Source organism: Lutimonas sp. (assembly GCF_051011215.1).
Taxonomy (GTDB): domain Bacteria; phylum Bacteroidota; class Bacteroidia; order Flavobacteriales; family Flavobacteriaceae; genus Lutimonas.
Genome location: NZ_JBPCUJ010000081.1, coordinates 20,385 through 40,162, shown reverse-complemented (window position 1 = coordinate 40,162; position 19,778 = coordinate 20,385). Strand labels below are relative to the sequence as shown.

The following is a 19,778-nucleotide window of genomic DNA, read 5'->3' as shown; positions in this document are numbered from 1 at the left end:
ATGTTATCTTATTATCAACTAATTATTAAGTCTTTTTTAAATCGTATTTGATGCGCTTCAGATGGTAAATTCCTTGATACGTCTTGTCTCACTTGTTGATTCAATGATGGATTCTTGGCCTGTTCTTAAATAACCGATTTTGGAATGTTCATTGTAATAAAAGAACACCGGGCTTTCATTTCTTAACAAATCAAGGAAATTGTTATAATCTAAAATAGAGTACCTCAGATTCACTTTGTCAATATGTTTTGAGTTAGGAGGGATAAAGTATCCCTCATGATAAAAATAAGCGGTCATAACAGGTGTGGGTTGTGTGTCGTTATAACAGTTAATCATTGCTTTGCACTGAAGATTACTTTCTGATCCTCCTGTATATAAGGTTGCTGAATAGGTGTTGATGCGTCCCATGAATACTGATTTTGTAATTTATTCTAAAGTAAGAAGAACTACTTTGTAGTAAATTGATATGAATCAATTTTATGGTTGATCCAGATCATTAAAAGTATGTAGCTATTGATTGAAACCCTTGATGATTTGCAGAATAGCGAGTGAACTCTTGAATCCTTTATTTGGATAACATACCAATTCGCATTCGTTATTCTTTTTTAATAATCATCATTTTCCTTTTCTTAAACTAATAATTAGTCTTATTTTTGCTGTAGAAACCGTGTATTCGTGATGTTTATACATAGGTTTAGCAGAGCCAGCATACCCGGAAGCTGGTTTTTTTATTGCTGTTAATTAGCGTTTATTTTAGGCAAAAAAAAACCGGCAAATTAATGCCGGTCACTAACCTAATCTGAAACCTAATTATAATTATGAAAAAATTATATTGTTATCTGATGTTCTAGGCGAATTCTACCAGTACATCATCAAGTTTTTGTTGATTCCTAAAAATGATCTTTTGGAATTCTAGTTTGTTAATTACTCCTTTTTTAAAGTTAGAAATTGCATTTTCTACTTCGTTTTTTATTTTTTTGGCCTCTACTTTACAAAGGAAGCCTTCGTTGATATCTGTAAATTTTAATATCCCTATAGCAAGTACTGCTTGTAAAACTGAATTTTTCATTTTGTTCTTGGTTTATAATTATAGTACGAATGTACAAGTAGTTTAAGTAGTTGATTACGACATTGAATGTCTGAAAACCAAGAATATAGTTAAATTAATGTTAACATTGTTTTAATCTTACATGGATTTCCTTTAAGTATTGATAATTGTGTATTTGAAAATTCTTTGAAATATATGAACTGTGTATGGTATATATATATATGGTGTAGGAGAAAAAGGAGTTTTGGTAATTAGACCGTACTAAATCAGAAATACCTTATGGTGGTTTAAGAATCAATGAGTCGGTTGATGCAAAACTCTTAGGAAGAATTGTGAGTCAATTGGATGTGCGATCTATGGAAAGTTTCGATGGAAGTAATGAATTATTCCAAACCCGGTTCAAATCAAATAAAGGTTCCTTAAAGATGAATTAGGATAATATAGGGACTATTGTCAGAACAAAAGAGGTGTACAGAGATGTTGCTATTCCAATTCAATTAAAAAAGGTGACGTATCGCAGATACAAAAATTGAAATATTGTTCAGAGTAAATATTATGGAACCTATAATAAGGAATAGTACATTAAAAAAACAGTTTAAGATTACAATGGATGATGGTGAATAGAAAAAAAAGGATAAAAATAAATGGAGAATCACGATAACCTCTATTTGAACGATCATAAAAAATGTCATAAGTATCATAAAGACTTCAGAAAGTATCAAATTAAGATGGGTGGATGTTAATAATGGAGCTTCTGGTGAAAGAATAATTAGTGTTTAGATTAGAAAATGATCCTTTTTAGGATGGCGAACCTTGATGAAAATCGAGGTTCGCTATTTTTGTTTATGTAATTTTCTGTTAATTACCCTTAAACTTAAACAAAAAAGTTTTGTTCAAGAATTTTAACAAAAAATTAGACAAAAAGTTTGGAAAGAACCTCAAAGTCGCCGTATATTTGATGTATAATTAAAATATATATCTCATGAAAACAAATAAAAACTTTTTAAAAATAACTCTAGGAGTATTTTTAATGACAACAGTAATTGCGTTTGCAAACAACAATGATCCAATTAAAAAAAGTAAAAAAAGTGCCACCGTTGAAATGGCAATTTTAGAAAGTCCAATCGAATTGAACAAGGAATACATCACTTTGGTGCATGAAAATTCATCTCAAAAAGAAGCCGAATTCTTATCAGGAATTATTTCAGAATGGGACGTAAGAACTTCTCCAAAATTTGATGCCAGAAAGAATGAATTTACAACTGTATTCAAATCAAATAAAGGAATGGCTGAAGTAACTTATGACAGTGAAGGCCGCGTGGTTAATGTAGAGAAGAGATTAAAGAATGTAATTTTACCTACTCAAATTTCACAATTAATGGCAAAAAGATATGAGGATTGGGTAATCGTAGGAAACCAATATAACGTATCATATAACTATGGTTCAGATGTAGAAAAAACATATGTATTAACAATCCAGTACGGAACGGAAAAGAAAAGAATAAGAGTTAAAGGTTAATCGGAAATAATATGACTATCACCCTATTTTGAAAACTCTCAAATCAATATTTGAGAGTTTTTTTTTGCTTAAATATTGGCAATTTTAGCGGAAATAAGATTCATTAAATTTCGTTTAACTATTTTAACAAAAGTTTAGACAAAAAATACCTGATTTTAGACATTATGTTCGTATTTTTGAGTAAACAATAAAACATAACCCCCATGAAAACATCAAAAGTAATTATCAGTTTAAGTTTAGCCTTAATATTAATGACGGCTCCATTTCTGTTTGCGAACAATAATGATCCAATCAAGAAGAATAAAAATGAAGTAGAAACAACCCCAGGGGACACACCAACCATTGTTGGTGTCGCTGCATCAAATGAGAACTTTTCAACCTTAGTCGCTGCTGTGAAGGCTGCAGATTTAGTTGAAACGTTAAATTCGGAGGGACCCTTTACTGTCTTTGCCCCTACAAACGATGCCTTTGCAAAACTTCCAGAGGGAACTGTAGAAACATTATTAATGTCAGAGAACAAAGGTACTCTTAGTGCCGTCTTGACCTATCATGTAGTTGCCGGTAAATTAATGGCGGCAGATGTTGTAAAAGCGATCAATGATAACGATGGGAAATTCGAGGTAACTACGGTGAACGGGGAGACCTTAACAGCACACATAATGGATGGAAAAGTAATGTTAAAGGATTCGAAAGATAATTCGGCTACAATCATTTTGACTGATGTAGCTGCAAGTAATGGCGTCATACATGCGATCGATCAGGTAGTGATGCCTTAAAAGAAACGAATAAGCTATGAGATGTTTGATATTTTAATGAAAAGGAAAAAGTGCAAACGTAAATTTTGAGTTAATTTATTCGTTAAAAAAAAGCTTCGGGAGACCGAGGCTTTTTTATTTTCTATAGATTTGAATTTATGCTTTGAACCTATCAAAGCGTAGTTTCTAAATTTCTTTTTCTACCGAATTTTTTGTTTTTAGTTTTCTCCACTCGGTTTTCAATTTCATTGAGAAATTTTTTTACCATTGCATGGGTTGTAATGTGTTTGCGCATCATGTTGTTTCAGATTTGTGGGGTACAGTTTTAAATTGGTTGAAAAGTACGAACAGATTCTGAAGAAAAATTAAAGAAATCATTGATATTCAAAGTTTAACAATTAATTAATAGAAGAATCTCTTATCATCGTTTTTCCAATGATTGATTTGCTACTATATTCTACTTTGATAAGTGTATAAATCATAGTACCTACCTTTTTTATCCAGCAATTCCTGATGTTTGCCACTTTCAATAATTTGTCCCTCTTCAATTACGAGTATTCTGTCAGCCTGTTGAATGGTACTCAATCTATGGGCAATCACAAATGTGGTTCTTTCATTCATTAAGGTTTGTAAACTTTTTTGAATAAATGTTTCACTTTCTGTATCCAGATTTGACGTTGCTTCATCCAGGATAATAACTTTTGGATTAGCGAGCAAAGCTCTTGCAATGGAAATTCGCTGCCTTTGCCCTCCGGAAAGCTTCACTCCTCGCTCTCCAATGACTGTCTCCAGTCCATCTTCAAACCTGTCGGTAAATTCATTGACATACGCTCCTTTAACGGCTTCGATTAATTCAGCTTCTGTAGCATCTGGTCTGGGAAATAAAATGTTCTCTCTAATAGTTCCTTCATAAAGAAAGTCATCTTGTAATACAACACCTAAATGCGATCTGAAGCTACTGAGATTTACATCGGCTAAATTGATTCCATCCAGTGAAACCACTCCTTTATCCGGATTTAAAAAGGTTGCAGCCAGTCCGGCGATGGTAGATTTTCCTGAGCCGGAAGAACCAACCAACGCAGTTACACTGCCGGCAGGGGCTTCAAAAGAAATATTATGAAGTACTTCCTTACCCTTATCATAGCTAAATGATACCTGGTCAAATAAGATATCTCCTTTCACATCCTCAATTTTTAGAGTTCTGAGTTTCGGATCGTCTTCTTCATCCATATTCATCAGTTCCTGTGTCCTGTCTAAACCAGCCATGGCCTCAGTCAATTGACTACCGATATTACTCATTTGTACGATAGGTGCAATCATAAATCCTAAGAAAAGAGTGAAGGATACAAATTCACCATAGGTCATTTCACCATTCATGATAAAATAACCGCCAATGCCCATAATTCCTGCCGAAGCTAAACCAAGAAGAAGTGCTGATGCACTGGTCATCATCGCAGTAGCTGTTAGACTTTTCTTCACATTTAGGAATAATTTTTCTACTCCGTCTTCGAATGTTTTTAATTCTTGACTTTCGGCGTTAAACCCTTTAATAACTCTAATTCCATTAAGTGTTTCTGTCAATCTTCCGGTCACTTCGGCATTGATTTTACCCCTGGCTCTAAAAATCGGTCTGATGTATCCAAAAGCTTTTAAAGCAATAATAGCGAAAATAGCTACAGGCAGAAGAACAAAAAGAGTCATGGTAGCATTGATCTTAAGTAAGATCACTAATGAAATGACAGAAGTCAATGAGCCCCCAATAAGTTGGACCAGTCCAGTTCCTACCAGATTTCTAACACCTTCCACATCCGTCATAACTCTGGAAACCAAAGCGCCGGATTTATTGTTGTCGAAGAAGCGTATGGGTAGGGTAAGTATTTTTTTCTGAACCTTTGCTCTTAGTAAAGATATTAAATGTTGTGCCTCTACAGACAGCAGCCTCGTCAGTGAAAATGAGCTTATGGCCTGGATAATAATCGAAATAACTACAACTACAAGAAGGAGTTTTAAAGCTCCCATATCCTGAGAGGGAATAATCTCATCGATTAAATTTTTGGTGGCATAAGGAAGGACCAGTCCTGCTAAACTTTTTAGAATGATAAGCACAAGACCAATAAATACAATTTTTTTACGAGGCCAGATAAATTCTTTAAAGGCCCAGGCGAAGGAAACGTTTTTTTTACTCATAGTTAACTGAACTGTCTAATATCAAGCCAAAATCATATTTTGTGACAAGAAGTCAGTCTGTTCAATTTAGATCCCTAAGCATACAATTAATAAGCTTTATTTACGTTTAAAGATGTAGAATTAAATCAAAATATTGCTATGAAATCACAAGTTTTAAAAATCAAAGCCTTTGCTTTAGTCCTTATTTTAGGACTTTCTTTGAGTGCATTTGGCTTAATGGAAAAGGAAAAAAGAACTTTTCTAGAAACCCACAAAGGGAGTATTTGGAAGTATGGAGAGCCTTCTGAAGGCTTAACGATCTATGCCCAAATTAACAAAACAGAAGCAGACCCTTTTAAAATTTGGGTCTACAATGTCATTGACGATTGCTATATGTATGAGAAAATGTCTGAATCTGGGACTGCCGAGGTTTTAGAGAACAAAAAAAATAAAGTACAGGTAAAAATCAAAGAGAATGCTGATGAACATGGAATTTTTACAATGACAATTAATGGCAATGCAATGAATGTTCAGTTGGATTCTTATGAAGAAGGAAAACTGGTGAAGGAGGAGAATTTTGTTTTGAACAGAAGTACTGACAAAGTAGAGGATCTTGTAGTTTGCAGAAACTAGAAAAAAGACCAAGGATATAACAACAAAAAAGAGAGCTGAAAGGTTCTCTTTTTTTGATTAACAAATCCGGAATCGCCTAAAAAGATTCTGTCTGTCTTTGTTATTGTCGAATTTCCGTTTGTAAGATGTGCAATTTTCACACCTTATTTTCGTTATATGGAATCCTAAATAAATCAAATTAAAAATCATGAAATCATATTTAACAAAATTTAAAATCGTTGCATTGGTCGCTTTTATTTCATTCTCTTTTATAGGATGTAGTGACGATGGAGATGATGACGAGAAATCATTTTTAGAAACCCATGGAGGTACCGTTTGGAAATTGGGGGAGCCTGAAGATATATTAAATATTTATGCTCAGATTAATAGTTCTGCCTCAAATCCATTTGAGTTTTGGCTTTACAATGGCTTGCTGGAGTGCTATTTGTATGAAAGTATAACGGATGATGGATCGCCGGAGGTAATTGAAGATAGAGAGAATAAGGTTGAAATCAGAATCGGTGGTGATAGTGGAGAATATGGTATTTTAACTTTAACGGTTTCCGGAAATATTTTGAGGGTAGAACTTGATAGCTATGAAGATGGGGAGCTGGTAGAAAGCGAAGCATTTGTTCTTGAAAGAACGGATGAGAGTACTGATGACTTTGAAATTTGTGCCTCATAAAGGGTGCTGTTAATTCATAAAAAAAAGAGCCTCAGGCTCTTTTTTTTATGACAAATTTTAAAACAGGTTATAAAAGGACTTATAAAAGCTTAACAAAATTTAAAGAAAAAAGAAAAATTTTCTTTTTAAATTCATGGATTGAAACGAGTTCAGGTAGCTTATGAACATTATTGTTTTGTGTTAATACTTCATTGGTTGATAAATTCTCTTGTTGTATTTTGAATAGCATAAACAATATTAGTAATTTTGTACCTGACAATAGAAACGGTTTATTTATGATGAAAAAATACGCTTTCCTTTTATTTTTTCTTTTTTGTGCAGGATTGGGCTCTTTAGCAGCTCAGGTGAGTCCTGTGGAAAATGTTGAAAGCGAATCAGCTGTCATCGATAATTTTGTGCTTAATAATGCCGTGAAAATGTATCCGAATCCGGTTCGGAATTTTTTGACCATACATTCAGAGTTTCCCGTCACCAGGGTTCAGATTTATAGTTTGTTAGGGGATCTTGTAAAGGATGAACGCGGAGACGTTGACAGGATTAATATGAGTTCGCTCAATTCCGGAATCTATATGATCAAGATTTATTCCAATCAACATTTTGTGACTAAGAAGCTGATTAAAAAATAACAGATTTCTGTTGATATTTCTTTCCTTTATATTACACATCAAATTTAGAATTACAGGTGCTCAATTGATGATTTATACTTATTTTTAACGGTAGGTGTCATCAAACAGCTATGGTGTCAGCACAGATGATAACTCGAAAGCATTAAGAATATTACTTAAATAAACCCTATGATGAAAAATGAAAAGAAAGGATTTCTATTGCCCCCAGCTGTAGGATATTCTTTTCAGGTGATCGTCTATTTGTTTGCGAATCATTTGGTGTCGTTCAGGTTTCTCTTGAGAACCATAATTACGCTGCTAATAAATGTGATTAACTGGCCTTTCAGGGTCTATGAAAAGCTGTTTATTAACAAAAAGTATAAAAGCGGGGAATTAGAAAAAGCACCAATTTTTATCATTGGTCACTGGAGAAGTGGAACAACGCATCTGCACAATATATTGTGTCAGGACAAACAAATGGCCTATGTATCTACCTTTCAAAGTGTTTTTCCGGATACCTTATTTAATAAACTGGGACGATTTATTTTTGAAGGCTTTGCCCGTATTCTGATTCCCGGAACTCGCAAGGGAGACAATGTTCAGCTCGGGACAGGCTTGCCGCAGGAAGAGGAATTTGCCTTAGGGGATAAAACGCCCATTAGTTTTTATTATTTCTGGATGTTTCCAAGATCCATACATACTTTTTTTCAGCGATGTGTTCGTTTTGCAGGTGTAAAAGAAACTGCAGTTGATGCGTGGAAGAGTGATTATAGACTCATGATAAATAAAGCATTAAAGGATAGTGGAGGGCAGCGTTTTCTGTCAAAAAACCCGCCAAATACAGGTCGTATAGAGAAAATACTTGAGATGTTTCCAAATGCAAAATTTATTCATATTCACAGGAATCCGGTTGAGGTGTTTTTGTCAACCCAAAATTTTTTCAATAAAATGCTGCCTCATTTACAATTGCAGACGATTGATGCCGAGCTGCTGACCAAAGCAATATTTGATCTATACAAAGATATTATGCATGATTATCTTGAGCAAAGCCCAAAAGTTCCGAAAGGGCAACTTGTAGAAATCTCCTTTGAGGCTCTGGAAAAAAATCCTCAGCTCAGCATAAAAACAATTTATGAGGAACTAAATGTATCAGGATATGAGAAAAGTATCGCATTTATGGAGTCCTATCTTGACAGTAAAAAAAGTTATCAAAAAAACACGCATCAGATGACCAGAGAATTACTTGCGAAGATACAATCAGAATGGGGGTTTGCGATGAAGCATTGGTCGTATGATATTCCAGCTAATATTGAATTTATTGATGAATAACTTACAAAAATATACGCTTTGTTTTTGTTTGCTCTTGACGGCTTCCTTTTACAGTCAGGAGCAATGGGAGCTGGTCAAAGAAGACCAGGGGATTCAGGTGTATACCAGATTGAATGAGGTAATGTCTTTTAAAGAATTCAAAGCTTCCATGGTGGTAACAGCGAACATGAATGATTTTCTATCGGTATTGTACGACGTGGAGGGGCTGGTGTCCTGGGGTCATAATATCGAGGAGGTAAGATTGTTGGACAGGCCCAGTGATTCGATTCAAATCTATTATGCAATAGCGAAAGCACCCTGGCCCTATAAAAATCGAGATGGTATTTATAAAAATGTATTTAGCTGGGATAAATTGCATGAAATATTAGTTGTTGATATCACCATGTTGGACAAGGAGATGGATCCGGAAAAAAAGTATGTTCGCATGGCTGGTTATGGCAACTGGACAGCCACAAAGATGTCAGGGACCGAATTGCAGATTGAATTTCAAATGCAGGTCGATCCGGGAGGTTCCATCAAGGCCTGGATGGCAAATATGTTTGTAACAGATTCTCCATATTATACCATGGAAGGAATGAGGAAAGCATTGTCAAAGAAAAAGTATCAGGGAAAATCCTATGAGCTTTTATCTAATTAATAGACTATTCAACAGGTTTTAGATTTTCAACAGTAAATACCTCATCATCAATACCCTGATCGAATTTGATTTCTGTCAGAATGATTCCGGTAGAGTGTTCTTTTTTAAGGTTGGTCATTAGTACTTCTTCAGCATACCAGTAGTTACCTTGCTTTTTATAGGAGTAGGTGGCATTCTTAAAATAATCCTTATTCTTATCGAAATATTCCATTTTCACTGGGTAAAGATGGGTTTTATCAAGAAAAACAATAATTTTGGAATAACGGGATTTGGTCGATTTAGGCATTAATTCCAATTGATGCATTTTGTCATCCGGAGAAGATAAGATCCTTGGAGTAAAGCGTTCGCCATAAGAGCTTCCACTCATGTCTTCATAGGAAAAATCGGTACCGGTAAAAGCCTGACTTTTGCTTAGAAGAGTTACTTTCACTGCCTTTTTGAAAGCTGGCATATAGAGCCAGATAATGTCATCTGGCAATGAAAGTGTTGCAATTCCTATTTGTTTTTCTGGCGCCGTGTATCGGTATAATTTATGATATTGTCCTTTCTGCATCATGACAGCCTCTCGCACTTTTTCTTTACCAGTCTTATCTTTTAAAACCATTTTCACATTGGCTTCTTTGTCTTTAGGGGCAGACATGAGTTGATCCATACCAGCCAACAGTGAAGCAGCGCTTTGAGCATGCAGATGATCAGCGTAACATAAAAGCACAAAGAAAAGAAAAGCCGCCTGAAGTTTATTTATTTGATTCATTTACTGTGTTTTTTTGTGAAGGATAATGATGATTGCCGGAAGCAAGGTCATGGCTCCTAAGCTTGAACTGAACATACTGATGGCAATTAATATGCCAAAATACTGGAGGGGAACCATGTCGGAAAAAACCAATACAAGAAAGCCAGCAGACACCGAAACTACATTAATGATAATGGCATTTCCACTAATCAATAATGATTTTGTAATTGCCTGCTTCAGATCTTGACTCTTTTCATAGATTTCATTGAAATGCGAAATAATATGTATGGAATAATCGATTCCAATTCCCAAAGCAACACTGGCTACCAGTACCGTGGCTATGTTTAATGAGATGCCTGTGATTCCCATAAGCCCAAATAAGATGATAATGGCAGCAAGAATAGGCAGGGATGCCAGCAGACCGTTTTTTAAGGAACGCAACATTAAACCAACAATAATAATGACAAAAATTATCGCAATAGAAATACTGCCTAACTGGCTATTAATTAAGCTCCGGTCCATAGTGATATCAACAAATGGCATCCCGGTAATTTGAATTTCACAGCCTTCTCTTGAATTCTGGTCAATAAATTCGTCCATGTATTTTGCGAACGCAATCTTAGCGTCGTTATCGGGTGATTTGAATTTTGAAATGATAATTCCTTCTTGCAAATCTTCACTGACAAAGCGCTGCATTACTTCGTTTCCATCAAGTAAAAACCACATTTGCTCAACCATGGCCAGGTCTTCCGGAACGGTCCTCTCTCCCATAATGGCAAGGTTAATTTCTGAAATTAATTTAGCGACGGACATTGATGTGTAAATGTCAGGGCTTTGTTCCATGTAATTACTGGTTTCCATCATGGTTTTTAAAACCTCCGGATCCTGCATATTTCCCTTGAAATGAACAAATACAGGTTTAGTGCCTCCAAATTTTTCAACCATGATTCGTTCAGCCTCCCGAGTAGGGTTCCCTTTCTTGAAATACTCCTGAATGTCTACACTTCGCTGAATGGACAAAATACCAGTAAGGCTGATAAGGATGGCAACGAGCCATAAGCTTAATATCAGTTTGGTTTTTGTAAATAAGAGCTTACTTAATGGGATCAATAACTTGTTTTCAATTAAAGAATGATTCGATTTTGTTGTTGAACTTTCTGATGCACGAATGGGTAAGACAGCTAGTAAGGAAGGGGCAAAAAACAGGGCCATCAAACAGGCCACAAATGTTCCCAGGGCCGTGAACAATCCGAAATCGACGATCATGTCTAAATAGGCACCAAAAACAAAGGAAACAAATCCAATCACTGTGGTTACAGCTGCCAGAATTACCGGAATCATAATATAGGCCAATGCCGTAGAAATACTGTTCTGTGTACTAAATTTTCTCTCTTGATTCACCCGGTTTACCACATGTATTGTATAAGCACTACCAATGGCCAGGAGGATGATGGGAATATTGTTGGAGATCATGGACATGGAATAGCCCAGTAAGGACATCATCCCAAGGGACCAAACAATTGCGATAACTGCCGAAAGAAGCGGTAGGACAACTCCCTGCAATGACCTGAAACTGATAAAAAGTATGATGGCTATCAACAGAAAAGCTATGGGAAGCAATAGGGTTAAATCACTGCGCATCAATTCAGCGATATAGGTAATCAGCATCGGAGATCCTATGTAATACAGTTTTTCGGGAAGTTCTAAAGCTGTTGTTTTCTGAATGACTTCGCTGGCAACTGCATTCACATTGGCATCGTCTTCCAGTGTAAAAACCACAAGACAGGAGGTTTCATCTTCTGATACGATGGAACCTTTATACATGGCATTGTTCGCAATATTTTGTCTTAATGCATCAAAGGCTTCGTCTGAATTGGGTAATTCGTACTCATCTACCAATCGACCAATTTCAATACCGGCATCACCACCTTTGATGTTTATGATATTACTAAGACTGGAGACTGAGGAAATACCCTCAATTTTCGAAATGGTATCGGTTAAGGCCCTAATGTGTTCTATCACAGAAGTCTGATAAATATTGTCGGTTTCCAGAATAACAATTCCCATTCTGTTTCCGCCAAAATTCTGACCTATTTTTTTTAGTAATACAGCATGTTTGTCATCATCTGGTAAAGAGCTTAATACATCTGCATCAATAGTGAGTTTGCCAACCTGAATTCCAAAAAAAGCAGTGAGAAAAACAACGGTCAAAATGATGAGCCATCTTAATTTGATAATGGTTTTGGAAATTTGATCGACCTTCACAAGCTTAAGGATTCAATAGATGTGCTAATTTAATAATTTTTAAACTCAAAAATGCGTCTTAGGAGTTGTCAATTTCTTTGATGATTTTTGCTGGATTCCCGGCAACAACCACATTTGATGGCACATCTTTATGCACCACGGCGCCTGCGGCAATTACAGCTCCGTTGCCAACAGAGACTCCAGGGTAAATAATGGCGCCTCCACCAATCCAGACATCATCTCCAATACTTATGGGTTTGGCATATTCCAGCCAGGACTTTCTGGTCTTGGCGTCTAAGGGATGGGTCGCGGTATAGATCTGTACATTTGGCCCTACCAGCACGTGGTCACCAAATTCAACTTTCATTACATCCAGAATGATACAATTGAAATTGAAAAATACATTCTTGCCCGTATGAATATTATAGCCATAGTCGCAATAGAAAGGAGGTTCAATCCAAAGTCCTTTTCCGGCATTTTCTAGTAATTCATAGAGTAATTTTCTGCGCTCCTTTTTATTCTCGTCAGAAAGCTGGTTTATTTTTTGAAATAGTATCCTGGCACGATGCCTTTCTTCAACCAAAACAGTATCGTTTGGATTGTATAATTCTCCGGAAAGCATTTTGGATTTTTCTGTCACGCTGAATATGTATTTGGTTATTTGCGAATCAAATATAATAAATTAAGTTGTCTACCAAATGCTACTGAAAAGGGAATCTTTAGGTAACGATCCCTGGCTTGTCATCAACAATTGATATCAAGTCCTTCAACGTTGAATGTTGCTTGTAAGCTAAAAAAGCTATAAAAAGAGCTACCACAGCGATGGTCAGATATCCGTTAAAAGAAAGATTGAAAGCCCCAGACAACAAAATATATAAACTCCCTGCCACCCATGCTGCATCCAGTGAAACGATACTGTTTACCAGTATCTTTTTAAAGCGTTTGCTAAGGGCTGTAAAAAGCACAAAACCAGCGAAGAACAGTAAATTAATTCCGATAATCGTAAATATCAATGGCTGAGTAATATGAAAAAAATCACTGAGCTCTATATTAAAAATGAGCATGCATGCACCACAAAAAAAAGAGAAACAACTATTGATCAAAAGGTATTTTTTAAGTGCCATAATTATAGATTAAAATCGGTGAAGTATATAATCAGCAAAATAATTTTGGCTATCAGTCAGTTTGGCTCTAATCTCAAAATCCGTCTTGTCCAAAATTTTATCCAGGATCTCATCATTGTATTTTCTCGAGATTTCGGTTTGTAATTTTTCTCCTTTTTCAAACGAAAAGGTTTTTCCAATTTCATTGATAGGGATTTCCTGATCAATGAGACTTACCAGATAACTTTTTGCAATGCCTTCCTCAATAGTATATTCTGGGGCATGATGAAAAGTCGATAAATCAAAATCACCTCCCAGTTCATTGTTAATTCTGGACAACAGATTTAGATTGAACGCTTTTGTAATGCCATGTGGATCATTGTAGGCAGGTTTCACCAACGCTTCAGATTTAATCAGATCAACTCCTAAAATAAGTTTATCACCTGTCTTTAGGTGTGCCCCGATCTGATAAATAAATGATGCTGATTGTTCATCAGAAAGATTGCCAATATTTGATCCCAGAAACAGGATTACTTTTGGGTGGTTATTCTCTTTCAGTGTTTTTAGGACACCGAAATAATCACCTTGTTGCTTTCTTACTTTCAATGAGGGAAATTCATTCTTTAAATCTGCTCCTAAAGAATCGAGAGCCGATTGTGAAATGTCGATGGGAACATAATTAAAATCATAACTCCCGTACAACAAGGCTCTTAATAATTCTTTTGTTTTTGTACCATCTCCTGCGCCTAATTCAATCAGGTCAAACATAGTATTTGTGTTCACTTCCATGGCTTGAATAATTGCCCGATGTTGTTTTTGAAATATTTCGAATTCTGCTCTTGTGGGGTAATATTCGGGCATGTTCATGATTTCCACGAATAAGGCATCACCCGTTTTGTCGTAAAAGTATTTTGAAGGAATACTTTTAGGAACTTGACTTAAGCCAAGTTCTACGTCCTTTTTAAATTGATCATTCATTATTTTACGAGTCTTATTCCGGTAAACTGCCATTGAGCATTTGAGTGGAAAAAATTTCTATATGATTTGCGACTATGGCCTTTGCTGGTGGCAACTGAAGCCCCTCTTAGTACCATTTGATTTGACATAAATTTGCCATTGTATTCCCCAACAGCTCCAGGAGCTATTTGGAATCCAGGATAGGGGAGGTAGGCAGAATTGGTCCATTCCCATCTGCTGCCCCAAGAAATTTCATCAGCCGCAGCTTCCCATTCAAATTCAGTAGCCAGCCTCATGCCTTTCCATGAGGCAAAAGCCATGGATTCATAAAGTGAAATATGAGTTACAAAGTCTTCGGGATCAATAGGTTTAAAACCTTTCGTTGTGAAGTTCATCCATCCCTGTGCCGTTTTTCTCCAATAAAGAGGTGCCTTGATATCCTGACTGTTAACCCAGGCCCAACCCTCATCAAGCCAGTGATGAAAGTTCGCATATCCACCATCTTCAATAAACTCTATGAACTCAGCATTTTTTACAAGATTTTTCGAGATTTCGAAGGACTCCAGGTAGACCTTGTGCCTGTTGAGTTCATTGTCAAAGCAAAAACCAGTGCCTTTATGACCTATTTCATAGATACCTTCCTTGATTTTTTTCCATTCTGCAGGACTTCCTTTGGATTCTGAAGTAGCCGAAAAATCCTTATGTTGGAAGTTAAAAGGATTCAGAAAAAGAGCATATTTTAAATCGCTTTGCAATAACTCCTGGTGCTGCTCTTCGTGCTGCAGGCCTAAAATGACCAGCGCTATTAGTTTTTCATCGGTATGATTCTCAAGGAGCTTGCACATATGTTGATCGACATAGTCTCGGTAATTAAAAACTTCCGACACATAGGGTCTGCTCAGCATTCCTCTGTTGTTTCTTGCCACTCTTTCGCCCAGGGTGTTGTAATAGCTGTTGAAGAGATAGGCAAACTGCTCATTGAATACAGCAAAAGTCGGTAGGAACTTTTGTAAAATCATGGTCTCAAAAAACCATGTAGTATGCGCCAAATGCCATTTCACAGGACTGGTAAACTCTGCCCCTTGTAAGTTGAAATCTTCAGATTCCAGATCTTGGCAGAGGTTCAGAGTGTGTTGACGCGTACGGGAATAATAGTCTAAAATAGAGGTCATATTGGGGGACTGATAAAGCATGTTCAAAATAAGGAATTAATCCTATTTGACAAAGTTCGAAAAAAATAAAGCACTTCTCTTGTCAGAAAAGGCCATAATATTTAACAATCAGCTCAAGTCCTTTAAAATGAAACTACAGCGATTGTACTTGAAGGAATCTGTCAGGTTTTCTGCCTCGAAAACTTTCTTATTATGACACGTGTTCCTTTGTCATAATTCACATAACTCCAGGCCCAATTCATAAAGACAACCATTCTGTTTCTAAAATCTACCAATAGCATGAGGTGTACAAACATCCAGATAAACCAACCTATGATTCCGCTGACCTTAAAATGAGGTAGGTCCACAACGGCATGATTTCTGCCTATGGTCGCCATTGTTCCTTTATCATTGTAGTTGAATTTCAACATTTTTTGCCCTTTCGACACTCTATTGAAATTTTTTGCCAGCTGCTTTCCTTGCTGTTCCGCAACAGATGCTAACATTGCATTACCGTTGGGGTATCTTGTTGATTTAATAAAAGCGACATCTCCTATGGCATAAACTTCATCAAGATCATCGATTCTATTATAAGAGTTCACGCAAATTCTATTACCTTGTATGATGTGTTCTTTGGAAATTCCTTCCGGAAAATGACCTTTGATGCCGGCTGCCCATATTAAGGTTCTTGATTCAAAATTCTTATCTTCAGTAATGGCTACGGCTCCGTTATAACTTTTCACACGAGTGTCTAGCCATACATAAATACCTCTTTTTTTAAGATATTTCTCTGCTTTTTCAGAAGCTTCTTCGCTCATACTGGCCAATACTCTCTTATCGGCTTCTATGATATTGATCTGCATGCGTCTGATGTCGAGATCCGGGTAGTCATTGGGCAATACGTGTTCCTTTAATTCGGCCAAGGATCCGGCAACTTCAATCCCGGTAGGTCCGGCACCAACGATGACAAAATTCATTAAACGCTCCCGTTCCTCTAGATCTGAAGTGTTTAGAGCTTCTTCAAAATTCTGAATGATAAGGCTTCTGAGATTTAAAGCTTCAATAACATCCTTCATAGGCATGGCGAACTTTTCAATGTCTTTCATACCGAAAAAATTTGAACTGGCACCGGTTGCAATAATTAATTTGTCATATGTAATCTCTCCGATGGATGTATTCACTTTTTTATTCTCAGCGTCGATGGAGGTTGTTTTTGCCAATCTAAAAAAGAAATTCTTTTTTCCCTTAAATATTTTTCTAATAGGGTAGACAACAGAATCAGGTTCAAGCCCGCTGCTCGCCACCTGGTATAATAAGGGTTGAAAGGTGTGGTAATTTCTTTGATCGATTAAAACAACCTGATAATTATTTCCATTTATCTTCTTACAAAATTTAAGTCCTGCAAAGCCACATCCTATAACAACAATTCTGGGTAGATCAATTTGAGGGATGTTCATACGTCTTTGTTTTAAGCTATTGTATTTTTGAATTGAGCCAGTCATTTTGTTTCAGCATGGCTTTTTTTGAAGGTTCCGACAGCAACAGGGTTTTATAACTGTTGTTCTTTTCCAAGATCATTTCGGTTTTATATTGAATGCCATATCGATTGTAAATCACCTTTAATTGGTCGCCAATTTCATAGTTTAAGAAAAAGTCGTTCGGACTTAGTTTGTTATTGGTAAGTTTCCCATCGATAGACACGATTTCATCTTTTTTAGAGAGGCCTGCCTTATAGGCCGATGAACCGATCAAGGGATTTGAGCTAATCAGCCATTTGTTTTTTATTTGTTGAATACTGGCGCCAAAGCCTGGTTTTTCTTCATGTTTCATGGCAAATTCTATGCCTACTGATTCCAGAAGAGAGGCATAATCAGGCATGTTACTTTGATAAATATAATCGTTAAAAAAGCGATTGCTAAAAGATACAGATACGTAGGTTGATAAGGCCAGTTGAAGGTCTTTGACAGCATAGGGAATTTCATTTTTGCCAAAATCCTGCCAAACAAGCTTCATAAAACCATCGAGTGATTTGTTTTCATCCAGGTTTCTAAGCTGTAAATCAAGTGCGAGACCCAATACACTGCCATAGGAATAATAGGAGATAAAAGTGTTTTCCCAATTAACCTGGTCAACCGCAGTTGCTGCATCTACAAATGGAGCTTGATAGCTCATTTCAATGGGGTTGAAAAAAGCACGTGCCGGCGAATTCCAAACATAATTCAAGGTTTTGGACAAGCTTTTGGCATAGTCTTCTTTTGAAATAATACCGCTTCTGCAAAGTACCAGATTGGTGTAGTAACTTGTAAAGCCTTCAGCAAACCATAATTCACCAGACATATTTGCTTCTGTAAAGTCAAATGGTTCGAGTGATGCGGGCCTAATTCTTTCTACATTCCAGCTATGAAAGAATTCATGTGCCACCGTTCCAATATTTTCTTTGTCACCACCTTCCTTTAATGATTTTAAATCGGTCAGAATGGTTGAGTTTCTATGCTCCATGCCGTCTCCGTCAATATTTTTAAGATAACATGCTAAAAATGTATAGCTGCCAAAATCGAACTCAGGAAGTTCTCCAAAAACAAGCACTTCTTCTTCTACAATACGTTGCACGTTTTCAAAATAATGTTCAAAACCCTCATAATCCGTCGCCTGGTGTAAAACAAAATTGATTTGATACTCTTTTCCTTTTGAAGTCATGTTAAAACTTTTGACCTTATGATTGCTTATTTCAACGGGACTGTCCATAAAATAAGCCAGGTCAGGCGCAAAATAGTCGTTACCTGAAAGATGTTTCAACTGAGTAGCTATTTTCCAGTCAAGGTCTGTTCTTGGCTGAAATTTAATATGGATCGGAGTATTTTCAAATTGTTGAGAAAAAATAAAAGTGGCTGGAATATTCAAATGGGCATGAGATTCGTCTATTTGAGAATAGGTGCCATCTCCGTGATTCGCAAATAAAACATAGCTTAATTGTACGTGACCATTATGACCTGTAATGTTCCATTGATAGGGGTTAGGTCTTAGAACTTCCAATTCATTACCCTTTTCATCATACGCTTTAAAGGCATAAACGTTTTTTGCAAATTCATGAATGGCATAACGCCCCGGAGATGTTCTGCTCATTCTTACTTTTAAAGTGTCTGTTTGAATGCTGTCAAAAACCACATCGATCTCGGCTTCATGATGTCCAGCATTTTTAAAAGATATCTCGTATTGAATTTTGGACTGAGAATGAAGAGTTCCTATCGCAAACAGGCATAGCAATGTCAAGTAGTGAAATAATTTCATTGATTTTGGCGGCAAAAATTGGCAGGTAAATATATTCAATATTATTGCAAATTCATAGAAGTCGTGGCATTAAAAGGGTATAGAAAAAAGAGATACCTTTGCAGCATATGAAAAACGGAAAAATCAATACGTTAAAGGTCGTTTCAATTGACGACAAAGGCTATCAGTTACAGAATGAGAAAGGACAGGAAATATTTCTTCCTTTAGAAGAACTCCAAACTAAAGCAGAAGAAGGAGCAGAGGTAGAGGTTTTTATTTATAAGGATCGAGCAAGAATGATCACGGGAAAATTGCCTTCAGTACAGGTAGATGAATTTGCATTTTTAACTGTGAAATACTTAACCGAAGCAGGTGCCTATGTAGATTGGGGTTTGGATAAAGATTTGTTTGTACCTAAGGAGGAGCAAATGGAGGACTTACAGGAGGATAAAACCTATTTGATTTTTGTATTTGAAGATGAGGATACAGGTGTGATAAGAGGTTCTCAGCGCGTTGAGGATTTTGTTTTTTTAGATGAAATAGATGTGGCCAGAGGAGATGAGGTTCGTTTGCAGTTGTATCGTGAAAGTGACCTTGGAATTAATGCTGTGATAAATAATATGTACCAGGGATTAATTTTCAGGTCTGACATTCACAAAGAGGTCCATGTTGGTGAGGAGCTAACTGGTTATGTGAAGAAAGTGAGAGATGATGGAAAGATTGATGTAATGCTTGAACCATTGGGTTATAAAAAAAGTGTTGATTCAAATACCGACCTCTTGCTAAAAGCCATCACAGAAGGTGCCGGGTTTTTAGCCTTGACGGATAAAAGCAATCCCGAAGAAATCAAGAGAATTTTAGGATTAAGCAAAAAGGCCTTTAAGCGTGCAGCAGGTCATCTCTATAAAAGTAAATTGATAGAAATTCGTCAGGACGGGCTTTATATTGTCAAAAAATAAACGAGTGA

Annotated in this window: 19 protein-coding genes; 8 read left to right on the top strand and 11 right to left on the bottom strand. The window is 36.3% G+C overall.

All coding sequences use genetic code 11. The annotated features are described in order from the left end of the window. Window positions 1–57: 57 nt before the first annotated feature. Window positions 58–408, bottom strand: a complete 351-nt coding sequence (locus ACR2MV_RS07585) for a hypothetical protein (protein WP_434021305.1) — start codon at window positions 406–408, stop codon at window positions 58–60. Between the two features lie 439 nt (window positions 409–847). Further along, window positions 848–1,069 carry a hypothetical protein gene (locus tag ACR2MV_RS07580; protein WP_434021304.1) on the bottom strand — a complete coding sequence of 74 codons (222 nt, stop codon included), beginning with the start codon at window positions 1,067–1,069 and terminating at the stop codon, window positions 848–850. 961 nt (window positions 1,070–2,030) lie between these two features. Between ACR2MV_RS07580 and ACR2MV_RS07575 the strand changes: the two genes are divergently transcribed. After that, on the top strand, window positions 2,031–2,567 hold the full coding sequence (locus tag ACR2MV_RS07575) for a hypothetical protein (RefSeq protein WP_434021303.1): 537 nt from the start codon (window positions 2,031–2,033) through the stop codon (window positions 2,565–2,567). 203 nt (window positions 2,568–2,770) lie between these two features. Continuing rightward, window positions 2,771–3,343 carry a fasciclin domain-containing protein gene (locus ACR2MV_RS07570; RefSeq protein ID WP_434021302.1) on the top strand — a complete coding sequence of 191 codons (573 nt, stop codon included), beginning with the start codon at window positions 2,771–2,773 and terminating at the stop codon, window positions 3,341–3,343. Window positions 3,344–3,772: 429 nt separating this feature from the next. Here ACR2MV_RS07570 and ACR2MV_RS07565 read toward each other — a convergent pair whose 3' ends face one another. After that, window positions 3,773–5,509 (bottom strand): ABC transporter ATP-binding protein, encoded by a 1,737-nt coding sequence (locus ACR2MV_RS07565; RefSeq protein WP_434021301.1) that lies wholly within the window; start codon window positions 5,507–5,509, stop codon window positions 3,773–3,775. Window positions 5,510–5,647: 138 nt separating this feature from the next. On the opposite strand from ACR2MV_RS07565, the gene ACR2MV_RS07560 reads away from it, so the two are divergent. From ACR2MV_RS07560 to ACR2MV_RS07540, 5 genes are all read left to right on the top strand, one after another. Beyond that, complete coding sequence (locus ACR2MV_RS07560) at window positions 5,648–6,121, top strand: hypothetical protein (RefSeq protein WP_434021300.1); 474 nt, start codon at window positions 5,648–5,650, stop codon at window positions 6,119–6,121. Between the two features lie 187 nt (window positions 6,122–6,308). Continuing rightward, window positions 6,309–6,785: a hypothetical protein gene (locus tag ACR2MV_RS07555; protein ID WP_434021299.1), complete on the top strand. Its 477-nt coding sequence runs from the start codon at window positions 6,309–6,311 to the stop codon at window positions 6,783–6,785. Between the two features lie 275 nt (window positions 6,786–7,060). Then, window positions 7,061–7,411 carry a T9SS type A sorting domain-containing protein gene (locus ACR2MV_RS07550; protein ID WP_434021298.1) on the top strand — a complete coding sequence of 117 codons (351 nt, stop codon included), beginning with the start codon at window positions 7,061–7,063 and terminating at the stop codon, window positions 7,409–7,411. Window positions 7,412–7,579: 168 nt separating this feature from the next. Next, window positions 7,580–8,719, top strand: coding sequence for a sulfotransferase family protein (locus ACR2MV_RS07545; RefSeq protein ID WP_434021297.1), 1,140 nt, complete (start codon window positions 7,580–7,582; stop codon window positions 8,717–8,719). Continuing rightward, complete coding sequence (locus tag ACR2MV_RS07540) at window positions 8,712–9,356, top strand: START domain-containing protein (RefSeq protein WP_434021296.1); 645 nt, start codon at window positions 8,712–8,714, stop codon at window positions 9,354–9,356. The genes ACR2MV_RS07545 and ACR2MV_RS07540 overlap by 8 nt, the downstream gene beginning before the upstream one ends. 4 nt (window positions 9,357–9,360) lie before the next feature. Here ACR2MV_RS07540 and ACR2MV_RS07535 read toward each other — a convergent pair whose 3' ends face one another. The 8 genes from ACR2MV_RS07535 to ACR2MV_RS07500 form a co-directional block, all read right to left on the bottom strand. Beyond that, window positions 9,361–10,110, bottom strand: a complete 750-nt coding sequence (locus tag ACR2MV_RS07535) for an outer membrane lipoprotein-sorting protein (RefSeq protein ID WP_434021295.1) — start codon at window positions 10,108–10,110, stop codon at window positions 9,361–9,363. Beyond that, the gene (locus ACR2MV_RS07530) at window positions 10,111–12,354 is read right to left on the bottom strand and encodes an efflux RND transporter permease subunit (protein WP_434021294.1); all 2,244 of its coding nucleotides are present in this window, start codon (window positions 12,352–12,354) and stop codon (window positions 10,111–10,113) included. It lies immediately after the preceding gene. A 58-nt stretch (window positions 12,355–12,412) separates the two neighbouring features. Continuing rightward, complete coding sequence (locus tag ACR2MV_RS07525) at window positions 12,413–12,973, bottom strand: sugar O-acetyltransferase (protein WP_434021293.1); 561 nt, start codon at window positions 12,971–12,973, stop codon at window positions 12,413–12,415. Window positions 12,974–13,052: 79 nt separating this feature from the next. Continuing rightward, window positions 13,053–13,457, bottom strand: a complete 405-nt coding sequence (locus tag ACR2MV_RS07520) for a hypothetical protein (RefSeq protein WP_434021292.1) — start codon at window positions 13,455–13,457, stop codon at window positions 13,053–13,055. A gap of 9 nt (window positions 13,458–13,466) precedes the next feature. Next, window positions 13,467–14,414 carry an L-histidine N(alpha)-methyltransferase gene (egtD, locus tag ACR2MV_RS07515; protein WP_434021291.1) on the bottom strand — a complete coding sequence of 316 codons (948 nt, stop codon included), beginning with the start codon at window positions 14,412–14,414 and terminating at the stop codon, window positions 13,467–13,469. Next, window positions 14,414–15,586 (bottom strand): ergothioneine biosynthesis protein EgtB, encoded by a 1,173-nt coding sequence (gene egtB, locus ACR2MV_RS07510; protein ID WP_434021290.1) that lies wholly within the window; start codon window positions 15,584–15,586, stop codon window positions 14,414–14,416. The genes egtD and egtB overlap by 1 nt, the downstream gene beginning before the upstream one ends. A 140-nt stretch (window positions 15,587–15,726) precedes the next feature. After that, a complete protein-coding gene (locus ACR2MV_RS07505) occupies window positions 15,727–17,001 on the bottom strand; it encodes an NAD(P)/FAD-dependent oxidoreductase (RefSeq protein ID WP_434021289.1) in 1,275 nt (424 codons plus the stop codon). Between the two features lie 16 nt (window positions 17,002–17,017). After that, the gene (locus ACR2MV_RS07500; RefSeq protein ID WP_434021288.1) at window positions 17,018–18,832 is read right to left on the bottom strand and encodes a M61 family metallopeptidase; all 1,815 of its coding nucleotides are present in this window, start codon (window positions 18,830–18,832) and stop codon (window positions 17,018–17,020) included. A gap of 107 nt (window positions 18,833–18,939) precedes the next feature. Between ACR2MV_RS07500 and ACR2MV_RS07495 the strand changes: the two genes are divergently transcribed. After that, window positions 18,940–19,770 carry a CvfB family protein gene (locus ACR2MV_RS07495; protein WP_434021287.1) on the top strand — a complete coding sequence of 277 codons (831 nt, stop codon included), beginning with the start codon at window positions 18,940–18,942 and terminating at the stop codon, window positions 19,768–19,770. The last annotated feature ends 8 nt before the right edge of the window (window positions 19,771–19,778 follow it).

What these genes read in the sequence shown, in the direction of transcription:
- ACR2MV_RS07540 (WP_434021296.1), top strand. Translation starts at nt 8,712, where the DNA reads ATGAATAACTTACAAAAATATACGCTTTGTTTTTGTTTGCTCTTGACG.
- ACR2MV_RS07580 (WP_434021304.1), bottom strand. Translation starts at nt 1,069, where the DNA reads ATGAAAAATTCAGTTTTACAAGCAGTACTTGCTATAGGGATATTAAAA.
- ACR2MV_RS07495 (WP_434021287.1), top strand. Translation starts at nt 18,940, where the DNA reads ATGAAAAACGGAAAAATCAATACGTTAAAGGTCGTTTCAATTGACGAC.
- ACR2MV_RS07505 (WP_434021289.1), bottom strand. Translation starts at nt 17,001, where the DNA reads ATGAACATCCCTCAAATTGATCTACCCAGAATTGTTGTTATAGGATGT.
- ACR2MV_RS07560 (WP_434021300.1), top strand. Translation starts at nt 5,648, where the DNA reads ATGAAATCACAAGTTTTAAAAATCAAAGCCTTTGCTTTAGTCCTTATT.
- ACR2MV_RS07570 (WP_434021302.1), top strand. Translation starts at nt 2,771, where the DNA reads ATGAAAACATCAAAAGTAATTATCAGTTTAAGTTTAGCCTTAATATTA.
- egtB (WP_434021290.1), bottom strand. Translation starts at nt 15,586, where the DNA reads ATGCTTTATCAGTCCCCCAATATGACCTCTATTTTAGACTATTATTCC.
- egtD (WP_434021291.1), bottom strand. Translation starts at nt 14,414, where the DNA reads ATGAATGATCAATTTAAAAAGGACGTAGAACTTGGCTTAAGTCAAGTT.
- ACR2MV_RS07520 (WP_434021292.1), bottom strand. Translation starts at nt 13,457, where the DNA reads ATGGCACTTAAAAAATACCTTTTGATCAATAGTTGTTTCTCTTTTTTT.
- ACR2MV_RS07555 (WP_434021299.1), top strand. Translation starts at nt 6,309, where the DNA reads ATGAAATCATATTTAACAAAATTTAAAATCGTTGCATTGGTCGCTTTT.
- ACR2MV_RS07535 (WP_434021295.1), bottom strand. Translation starts at nt 10,110, where the DNA reads ATGAATCAAATAAATAAACTTCAGGCGGCTTTTCTTTTCTTTGTGCTT.
- ACR2MV_RS07500 (WP_434021288.1), bottom strand. Translation starts at nt 18,832, where the DNA reads ATGAAATTATTTCACTACTTGACATTGCTATGCCTGTTTGCGATAGGA.
- ACR2MV_RS07545 (WP_434021297.1), top strand. Translation starts at nt 7,580, where the DNA reads ATGATGAAAAATGAAAAGAAAGGATTTCTATTGCCCCCAGCTGTAGGA.
- ACR2MV_RS07585 (WP_434021305.1), bottom strand. Translation starts at nt 408, where the DNA reads ATGGGACGCATCAACACCTATTCAGCAACCTTATATACAGGAGGATCA.
- ACR2MV_RS07550 (WP_434021298.1), top strand. Translation starts at nt 7,061, where the DNA reads ATGATGAAAAAATACGCTTTCCTTTTATTTTTTCTTTTTTGTGCAGGA.
- ACR2MV_RS07575 (WP_434021303.1), top strand. Translation starts at nt 2,031, where the DNA reads ATGAAAACAAATAAAAACTTTTTAAAAATAACTCTAGGAGTATTTTTA.
- ACR2MV_RS07565 (WP_434021301.1), bottom strand. Translation starts at nt 5,509, where the DNA reads ATGAGTAAAAAAAACGTTTCCTTCGCCTGGGCCTTTAAAGAATTTATC.